7 protein-coding genes are annotated in these 9285 nt (G+C 68.0%); 3 read left to right on the forward strand and 4 right to left on the reverse strand.

The window, feature by feature from the left end; genetic code table 11:
* The first annotated feature begins 157 nt into the window (after positions 1-157).
* Complete coding sequence (gene grxD, locus BDIM_RS12095) at positions 158-508, forward strand: Grx4 family monothiol glutaredoxin (RefSeq protein WP_003165880.1); 351 nt, start codon at positions 158-160, stop codon at positions 506-508.
* A 5-nt stretch (positions 509-513) separates the two neighbouring features.
* The gene (locus BDIM_RS12100; RefSeq protein ID WP_040346046.1) at positions 514-939 is read left to right on the forward strand and encodes an acyl-CoA thioesterase; all 426 of its coding nucleotides are present in this window, start codon (positions 514-516) and stop codon (positions 937-939) included.
* Positions 940-975: 36 nt separating this feature from the next.
* Here BDIM_RS12100 and glyS read toward each other — a convergent pair whose 3' ends face one another.
* Both glyS and BDIM_RS12110 read right to left on the reverse strand, forming a co-directional pair.
* Complete coding sequence (gene glyS / locus BDIM_RS12105) at positions 976-3183, reverse strand: glycine--tRNA ligase subunit beta (protein ID WP_040346049.1); 2208 nt, start codon at positions 3181-3183, stop codon at positions 976-978.
* Positions 3183-4082, reverse strand: coding sequence for a glycine--tRNA ligase subunit alpha (locus BDIM_RS12110; protein WP_003165881.1), 900 nt, complete (start codon positions 4080-4082; stop codon positions 3183-3185). The genes glyS and BDIM_RS12110 overlap by 1 nt, the downstream gene beginning before the upstream one ends.
* Positions 4083-4193: 111 nt before the next feature.
* Between BDIM_RS12110 and BDIM_RS12115 the strand changes: the two genes are divergently transcribed.
* Complete coding sequence (locus BDIM_RS12115) at positions 4194-4940, forward strand: polysaccharide deacetylase family protein (protein WP_003165882.1); 747 nt, start codon at positions 4194-4196, stop codon at positions 4938-4940.
* A gap of 100 nt (positions 4941-5040) precedes the next feature.
* On the opposite strand, the gene BDIM_RS12120 is transcribed toward BDIM_RS12115, so the two are convergent.
* Together BDIM_RS12120 and BDIM_RS12125 are read right to left on the reverse strand one after the other, a co-directional pair.
* On the reverse strand, positions 5041-8325 hold the full coding sequence (locus tag BDIM_RS12120; protein WP_248601219.1) for an autotransporter domain-containing protein: 3285 nt from the start codon (positions 8323-8325) through the stop codon (positions 5041-5043).
* Positions 8326-8663: 338 nt separating this feature from the next.
* Positions 8664-9285: hypothetical protein (locus BDIM_RS12125; protein ID WP_050796715.1), on the reverse strand; the 622-nt coding region annotated here is incomplete at its 5' end.

Genomic DNA, 9285 nt, shown 5'->3' on the forward strand with positions numbered 1-9285 from the left:
GCGCGCGAGCACGGCGCCGCCGGCCTGGCCGAACGCGCCGAACGCCTGACGCCGCGCCCGCAAACCGTCTGATCGAACGCGGCCGAGACGCCGACCGGCCTTGACCCGGCCCCATTGGGCGCCTAGCTCACGGGCTTCGCAGAAGGGTTCCGACACAGTGACCGAACAAACCGCCGCCGATCCCGTCCACGCCTTCATCGCCCAGACGGTGGCCGAGCATGACGTGGTGCTCTTCATGAAGGGCACGCCGGATTCGCCGCGCTGCGGCTTCTCCTCGGTCACGGTTCAGATCCTGGATCACGTGGGCGCCCCCTTCGTCGGCGTCGACGTGCTGCAGGACGAAGCCCTGCGCGAAGGCATCAAGGCCTTCACCGACTGGCCGACCATCCCCCAGCTCTATGTGAAGGGCGAATTCGTCGGCGGCTCGGACATCGTGCGCGAGATGTTCCAGTCGGGCGAACTGGCCGCCCTGATGTCCGAAAAGGGCGTCGCCCTCGGCGAAGCCTAAGCTCGATGGCCCGGCCGCAGCTGCAACCGCGTGAGGACCGCGAGGTCTTCGTCGTCCCGCTGGACGTGCGGCCGGAACACATCGACGAGAACAACCACGTCAACAACGTCGTCTACGTCGGCTGGCTGCAGGACGTGGGCACGGCCCACTGGAACGCGCGCTTCGACGACGAGACGCGCGCCCGCTGGTCGTGGATCGCCCTGAGACACGAAATCGACTACCTGAGCGCCATCGCGCCCGACGCGACCGGCGTCGTCGCCCGCACCTGGGTCGGCGACCCGCAGGGCCCGCGCTTCAACCGCTATGTCCGCATCGAGGACGCCGAAGGCCGCCTGTGCGCGCAAGGCCTGTCCGAATGGTGCCTGGTCGACGCCCAGACCCTGCGCCCCGCCCGCATTCCCGCCGACATGCTGGGACCGTTCACGGCCTAAGCCTCCCTTCTCCCCTTGTGGGAGAAGGACGATGGATCAGCCCGCGATCTGGCCGAAGTCGGCGACGCGGTTCATGACGCCGCGCACCTGGACCAGCAGCTTCAGACGGTTTTCGCGCTCTTCGGCTACGTCCGAGTTGACCATGACTGCGGTGAAGAAGGCGTCCACCGGACCGCGCAGGGCGGCGAGCGCCGTCATGGCGGCGGCGAAGTCCTCGGCCTCCAGCGCCGCGTCCACGGCCGAGGCGGCGGCGGCGGCGGCGAAGGCCAGGGCGGTCTCTTCCGCCGGCTGGTTCGGCAGGCCGGTGGCGACGGCGCCCTCCGGCAACGGCCCCTTCTTCTCCTCGGCCTTGAGCAGTTGGGCGGCGCGCTTGTAACCCGCCAGCAGGTTCGCCCCGTCGTCCGTCGCCAGGAAGGCGGCCAGCGCCTCCACCCGACGCACGATCCGCACCAGATCGTCGTCGCCCAGCGCGAAGACAGCCGCCACGAGATCGTGACGCTGGCCCTTGTCGCGCAGCAGGACGGTCAGTCGGTCGCCGAAGAAGGCGAGAACGTCCCAGCCAAGCTGCGTGAGGCCAGCCTGATAATCCAGTGCGCCATGCCGCCAGTCGGCATCATCAGCCCCGTCAAGCATGGCCGCGATACGGATGCGATCCGCTTCGACCTCTTCCTTGCCCAGAACCGCCATACGAACCACAGAGGCGCGATCATAGTTCGGCAGCTTCTCAAGATTGCGCATGCCTGACAGGTATTCGCCAGCGACGAACGTCATGCCCTGCAACGGCATCCGCACCCCATTCTCCAGCACCAGCCGGATCACGCCCAGCGCGGCGCGGCGAAGCGCATAGGGGTCTTTCGAGCCCGTGGGCTTTTCATCGATGGCGAAGAAGCCGACCAGGGTGTCCAGCTTTTCGGCCATGGCGACGGCGACCGTGACCGGGGCGGTCGGGACAGTGTCGCCCGGTCCCTGCGGCTTGTAGTGGTCGCGGATGGCGTCGGCCACGGCGTCGGGCTGACCGGCCAGACGGGCGTAGTAGCCGCCCATGATCCCCTGCAGTTCCGGGAACTCGCCCACCATGCCCGAGGCCAGGTCGGCCTTGGACAGGCGTGCGGCCTGTTCCGCCTGCGCCGGATCGGCGCCGACCAGCGGGGCGATCTCGCGCGCCAGCGCCGCGATGCGGTCCACGCGCTCGGCCAGGGTGCCCAGCTTGGCGTGGAAGGTGACGTCCTTCAGCTTGGCGTTCCAGGCGTCGAAGCCGACCTTCTGATCCTCGGTCCAGAAGAACTCCGCGTCGCTGAGGCGGGCCGACAGCACCTTGGCGTTGCCCGCCGCCAGAGCCTGCCCCCCGTCGGTCGCCTCGACGTTGGCGACGACGACGAAGTGCGACGCCAAGCCGTCCTTGCCCGGTTCGCGCACGGCGAAATACTTCTGGTGCACCTTCATCGACAGCTGGACCACTTCCGGCGGCAGGGCCAGGAACTGCGGGTCCATGTCGCCCAGGATCGGCGTCGGCCATTCGGCCAGACCCGACACCTCGTCCAGCAGGCCGTCGTCATCGACCAGGGCCAGCCCCTTGGCCGCGCAGACGGCCCTGGCGCCCTCGAGGATGCGCAGCTTGCGATCGGCGGCGTCCAGCAGGACGAAGTTGCGCTCCAGCTTGGTGCGATAATCGGCGAAGTCCTTGACCGCGAACGGCTGGCCCGCGCCCATGAAGCGGTGGCCCTCGGTCACGTCGCCCGAGGGAATGCCGTCGACTTCAAACGGGATCACCGCCCCGTCGTACAGGGCCAGAATGCGCTTGATCGGCCGCACCCAGCGCAGGGTTCCCGCGCCCCAGCGCATCGACTTGGGCCAGGGGAAGTGGCGGATGATGTCGTCGACGCTTTCGGCCACGACCTCGGTGGTCGCGCGGCCCTTGCTGCTGATTTCGGCGAACCAGACGCCGTCGCGCTCGACCAACTGGTCCTGCGTCAGGCCGGTCTTGCGCAGGAAGCCTTCCAGCGCCTGAGCGGGGGCCGAGGTCTTCGGGCCCTTCAGCTCTTCATTGCGGTCGGGCGTGGCGGCGGGCAGGCCGTCGATCACCAGCGTCAGACGGCGCGGCCCGGCGTAGGTCGTCAGCGCGTCCCAGGTCAGGCCCGCAGCCTTCAGGCGGTCCGACGCCATGCGCTCCAGATCGCGCGCGGCGCCGGGCTGCATGCGGGCGGGGATTTCTTCGGAGAAGATTTCGAGGAGAAGCTGGGACATCAGGCGGTCGCCCGTTCGTGTTCGACTTGAGCGAGGGCGCAGGCTTTGCACAGGTCGCGGATGCGGCCGATGTAGCTCTGGCGTTCGGCGACGGCGATGGCGCCGCGGGCGTCCATCAGGTTGAACAGGTGCGAGGCCTTCAGCACCTGGTCATAGGCGGCCAGCACCAGCGGCTGCCCCTGCGGCCCCTTCATGGTCAGGAAGTGCGCGGCCTCGCGCTCCATGTCCTCGAAACGGCGCTTCAGCGCGGCGACGTCATAACCGTGGAAGTTGGCTTCCGACTGCTGGCGCTCGTTCTCGAGGAAGACTTCGCCGTAGGTCAGGCCCTCCTTGTTGAACTTCAGGTCATAGACGTTGTCGACGCCCTGAACATACATGGCCAGACGTTCCAGCCCGTAGGTCAGCTCGCCCGACACCACGTCGACCTCGATGCCGCCGACGCCCTGGAAATAGGTGAACTGCGTCACCTCCATGCCGTCGCACCAGACCTCCCAGCCCAGCCCCCAGGCGCCAACGGTCGGGTTTTCCCAGTCGTCCTCGACGAAGCGGATGTCGTGCAGGCTGGGGTCGATGCCGATGGCGCGCAGGGAGTTGAGATACAGCTCCTGCAGGTTGTCGGGGTTCGGCTTCAGGATGACCTGATACTGGTAATAGTGCTGCAGCCGGTTGGGGTTCTCGCCATAGCGGCCGTCGCCGGGGCGGCGCGACGGCTGGACATAGGCGGCCTTCCACGGCTTCTTGCCCAGCGCCCGCAGCACGGTGGCGGGGTGCAGGGTGCCGGCGCCGACCTCGATGTCATAGGGCTGCAAAATGGCGCAGCCCTGCTCGCTCCAATAGTGGTGCAGGGTCAGGATCAAGTCCTGAAACGAGAGAGGTTCAGCAGCGGCCACGGTCGACATTTCGGTCCGATTTCGGGAGGCGCGGACCATAGGGCCGCCACGCTTCGCCAGCAAGGCGAGCGGACCGAAACCTTCATCCTTCTGCAAGCGCCGTTACGCTAGAAGGCGCCCATGATGCAGCAACGGATCGATCAGATGCGCCGCCGGGCGGCGCGCTACCTTGGCGTCAGGCCGACGACAGTCGCGCCCGCGCGCGGGATTCTCAGCCTCAGCTTCGACGACTTCCCGGCCAGCGCCTGGACCGAGGCCGGGCCGATCCTGGCCGAACACGGGATCAGGGCGACCTATTACGTCGCGGGCGGTCTGTGCGGCGGCGAGAACATCGGCAAGGCCCAGTTCGAGGTCGAACACCTGCAGGCCGCGCATGAGGCCGGGCACGAGGTCGGCTGCCACACCTTCGACCACGTCAGCGCCCTGCGCCTGAGCCCCGCCCAGTTGACGGACCAGTTGGCGAGAAACGCCGCCTGGGTGGCCGAGCGGCTGGACGGCCACGTCATGACGACCTTCGCCTGGCCCTTCGGCGACGTGGCCCTGGGCGCCAAGACGGTGATCGACGAGCGGTTCCTGCTGGGACGCGGGGTGCGCGACGGGGTCAACGCCGGACGCGCCGACCGGGCCAATCTGCAGGCCATCGGCCTGGAGTCCCGCCGCCTGCCCCACTACGACCTGGAGGCCCTGGTCGCCCGCGCGGCCGAGGCGCCCGGCTGGCTGATCGCCTATGGCCATGATGTCGAGAGCGCCCCTACCCTCTACGGCTGCACCCCCGAGGATCTGGACCGCCTGATCCGCCTAGCCAAGGCGGCCGGGCTGGAGATCCTGCCGGTCGGCGAGGCGTGGGAGCGATTGGGCGGCGCCTAGTTCCCGCTCACCCCGCCCAAAGAAAAACGCCGCCGCCCGCTGAGGGCGACGGCGTCTGTCCGTCAGGATCGCCGGGGCCGAAGCCCCGACGCCCGCCTTATCAGAACCGGAAGCTGACGCGGCCGGTCAGGCGGTGGTCCTTGTAGTCGTCGTTGAAGACGCCCGAGTAGCCGACCTCGATGTTGGTCGACTTGCTTGCCTCGATGTTGAAGCCCAGGCCCGCCTGCAGCGCGCCCGAGTTCAGGTCGGCGCCTTCGACGCGGAACACCGGACCGTCCGAGAAGGCCGCGTTGAACACGGGGCCGTCGCCGCTCAGGTCTTCGGTCCAAGCCAGGTGGCCGATCGCCGACAGCGCCGGACGGCCGTTGCCGCCCGCCAGATGCGTCTCGGAGCGCAGACCCGCCGTCAGCAGGTCCGAGGTCTGGGAGACGTCGCCCGACAGGGCCGCGTCGCCGCCGCGCTCGACCACGTCCGCATCATATTCGACGCGGGTGTAGTTCAGGTACGGCTCCAGCACGGTCGAGGCCATGACCGGCTTACGCCACGACACTTCGCCGTAGGCCTGCCAGGCTTCGCCGTCATAGCGGCCGGTCAGTTGCTCATTGAAGCGGTTCAGCGAGGCCGAACGGTCGGTGCGGGTGCGCGAATCCATCCAGGCGCCGCCCAGACGGAAGTCGAAGCCGCCCAGCGTCGCGGCGCCGTAGACGCCGATGTGCTGGGTCTTGACCTCGCCCGTCGACAGCAGACGGCTGGCGCGGATTTCCGACTGGCTTTCACCCACGGCGACGCCGATGTGGGCGCGGCCGTTCAGCGTCTTCTCGACGCCGGCCAGATAGCCGGTGGCCTCGCTACGGAAGCCGGCCAGTTCGCCGTTGTCCTGACGCCCGCTGCCGAACACCCCCGAGGCCCAGACGGCGACGCCGCGGCCGTCGGTCGCCTCCGTCGCGCCGTTGCGGCCGCGTGTCAGCATGGCGTCCCGGATGAAGCGCGAGTCGCCCGTGGCGACGCCCGCCAGGGTGGCGTGAACCTCGCCCGTCAGGCTGTTCAGAGCGCCGCGGACGTTGGCGACGCTGCCGTCCAGAATGGCGTCTTCCAGCGCTGTGTTACGGCCCGCTGACGGCGTCATGGCCGAAGCGGTCATGACGTCGAGCGCCGCGCCGACCGACTTCTGGTTCGGCGTCACGCCGACCGAGGCGATGGTCACGTCATTGCGCGCCAGCGTCAGCTGCACGGCCTTGGCGCTGTAGGCCAGGATCGGCTTCAGGAAGGCCAGGTCGCTTTCGGCCCCCGCGAAGACGCCGGTGACGCCGCCCTCGGACTGCAGGATGTTCATCCGCGTGCGCAGGTTCCACTCGCCCTGGTCGGCCTTCAGGATGACCTTGCCGCCTTCCAGCGTCGTCGCGCCTTCCACGGCGACGCGCGAGTGCTGGGCGCCGTTCACGCTGGAGCGGATCCACAGATAGGAGCCGTCCTTGAACACCAGATTGTCGGCGATGGTCAGCGTGCCGAACGGGTTGGCCGCATCGCCCGGCGCCAGGACGCCGCCCTTGTCGACGATCACGTCGGCCAGACGGCCCACGCCGCCCAGCATGCCCAGATCGGCCACGGTCGAGGTCGAGTTCAACAGGCTGCCGTTGACGGTCAGCAGGCCGCCCTCGACGCGGGTCGCGCCGGTGTAGTCGTTGGCGCCCGTCAGGATCAGCTCGCCGCCGCCCTTCTTGACGATGCCGCCGATGTCGTCGGGGTATTCGGCCAGCACCTCGGCCGAGTAGCGGTCGCGCGCGTCGCCGATGTCGTTGCTCCACACATCGACCGTGCCGACGCGGACATTGACGTCGCGCACGTCGCGCAGGGCCGTCGGGCCCTTCAGCGCGACCTCCATCTGCGGCGCGCCCCAGCCGGACTTCAGGTCCACGCCCGGCGTGTCCAGATCCAGCGAGCTGGACACCAGGATGTCGCCGATCAGGGCCGTGTCGTACTCGGCGAAATGCTCCATCAGCAGGGCGGCGAAGCCCGAGATGTTCGGCGCCGCCATCGACGTGCCCGTATAGGCGGCGTAGTCAGGCCCCGTGTAAGTGACCAGCGTCTTCAGACGCTCCACCAGCAGAGCATTGGCCTGGGTCAGCACGTCGGACGAGAACTCCGGCGTCAGGATCGCCATATTGGCGGGCGAAACCAGCAGACTGGCCAGTTGAGAGGTGAAGCCGTCCGGGTCGCCGAGACGGCCGCCCGAGATCAGGGTGATGGCCACGGCCTCCTCGGCCACGCGGCGGCGTGCGGCGGCCTCGTCGAACGGAAGACCGGCGTCCTCGGCGGCGTATTTGGCGTCCAGATAAGCGTTCAGCGCGCCCAGGAAGCGGTTCACCGAAGCGCTCTGCAGCGCCGCGACCGTCGTCGCCGCATAGAGCGGGCGGTAGTCAGCCGGACGGTACTGGGCCACGATGGCGTTGAAATCGAATTCGAAGCCGGGCACGGCCGACACGATCTGATGGCCCGGACCCGCGACGCACCAGGTCGCGGTCTGACCGCAGAAGCTGGTCGAGGCGCTGGGCGTCAGATCGGCCTTGTAATTGGCGACCGACAGCCAGTTGTCGCGCAGGCGCGGATCGAACATCGGCGCAGCGGCGTCAATGCCCGCGTGAGCGCCGTAGCCGTTGCCCGCCGAAAAGACGACCAGAACGTCATTGTCGAGCACCGGCTTGTAGAAGTCGCCGTAGTTGCTGCGCGGGCCGAAGGTCTGACGCACCAGCGCTGCGGACGCATTATAGGCCAGGCTGTTGCTTGAACCCCAGCTGTTGTTGATGATCCGCACCTCGCCCGTCGCGGCCAGGTCAACGATGTTGGTCTGGGCCGTGCTGACGATGTCGCCGTTGATGTAGACGTCGCGGAACCACAGGAAGTCGCCGGCGGCGAAGTTGGTCGTGGCCGAATAGATGTTGGCGCCGAAGGCGTTGCCGAACATGGCCTCGCCCTCGATGCGGGCGCCGCCGATGGTGCCGGCGACGTGGGTGCCGTGGCCTTCCCAGCCGCGACGGGGGTTGATGCGGCCGTCGTTGCCGTAGTCGCTCGAAACGACCGTGTTCAGACCCTTGATCTTGCCTTCCCCGCCGAACAGCGGGTGATCCATGTAGACGCCTGCGTCATTGACGCCGATCGTCAGCCCCTTGCCCGTCAGGCCCAAGGCGTAGGCGTGCTCCAGCCCAAGATAGGCCTTGGAGTAGTCGACCGAGAATTGAGCGTCTTCGCGCCAGGACGTCAGCGCCGCGTCGTAATCCGCAGTGCGCGACCCGTCCGCCATGTAGAACCCGCCCGGCGGCGGCGTAACACTCGTCTGAGCGGAAACATCACTCGCCCAAACCAGGGCGGAACCAGCGGCTGCAACCAAGAGGCCAGCCTTGAACGCGTTAATCATAGATCCCCACAAGAGCGACAATGGCTATTCGAAGAGAGGCCGCCTCCGTCTCGACAGCCCCATGACCGCCGCTCCACGCGCCCCTCTCCGCATCATTTGAGACGGAAACCTCCGCCTACTGTCAATCATGGAACGAAGATCATTCACCAAAACGCCCATCAACCAAAATGGTCACGCTTGAGTGTCTCGAAATTAGAATTTCCCTCCAACCCCCGCCCTTCATGACTCCCAGGGGTTTGGGCGCCGCCTCAATCGGCCCTTTCTTCGCCCAAATTGAGCCACAGCCGCGTCACTCCGCCGCACTTCTCGCCTTAGGGTTGAAGCAACCCTCGCGCCTCGGCCCAGCGAATCAGCGGTTTGCGAGGCCAGCACAGCAGCCAGGAGCAGGCGCTGTATTCGCCCGCCTCGATCATGGCGCGGCGGGTGGGCGATGAGACGGAGGCGCGCTCATCGTGGATTTCGCCGCCGCCCTGATGGATCATGAAGGCGCCGTTGTTCACGGGCGTGGCCCGCAGATAGGTCAGGCGCGGGCTGATGATCTCCAGCGGCGGATCGAAGAACCAGCTGGAGCCGATGACGCCCGCCAGTTCGGGCCGCGTCTTCAACAGGGCGGCGGCGGCGGCCCAGTTCCGCTCCCAGCCCGCTTCGTTGAAGTCCGACAGGTCGCGCGCCTCGGTGTGCGTCTCCAGCCACGGACGCCAGCCGCCCGCCTGGACCCAGGCGATCAGCGGACCGGGACCGCGCCCGCCCAGCATGTGCCGCACCACCAGCCCCGGCCCGACGGGCGAGGACAGGTCCAGCATCTGGGTGTTGCTGCCCGGCACGCTGAGCGCCAGGGACACCCGCACGTCCTTGGCCCAGAAGTCGGGATCATACGGATCCGCCCCGCTGTCCAGATAGGCGGCGAGCCGGTCCACATAGGTCGGATAGCCC

It is taken from the genome of Brevundimonas diminuta ATCC 11568, assembly GCF_000204035.1.
In the GTDB taxonomy this organism is placed as follows: Bacteria; Pseudomonadota; Alphaproteobacteria; order Caulobacterales; family Caulobacteraceae; genus Brevundimonas; species Brevundimonas diminuta.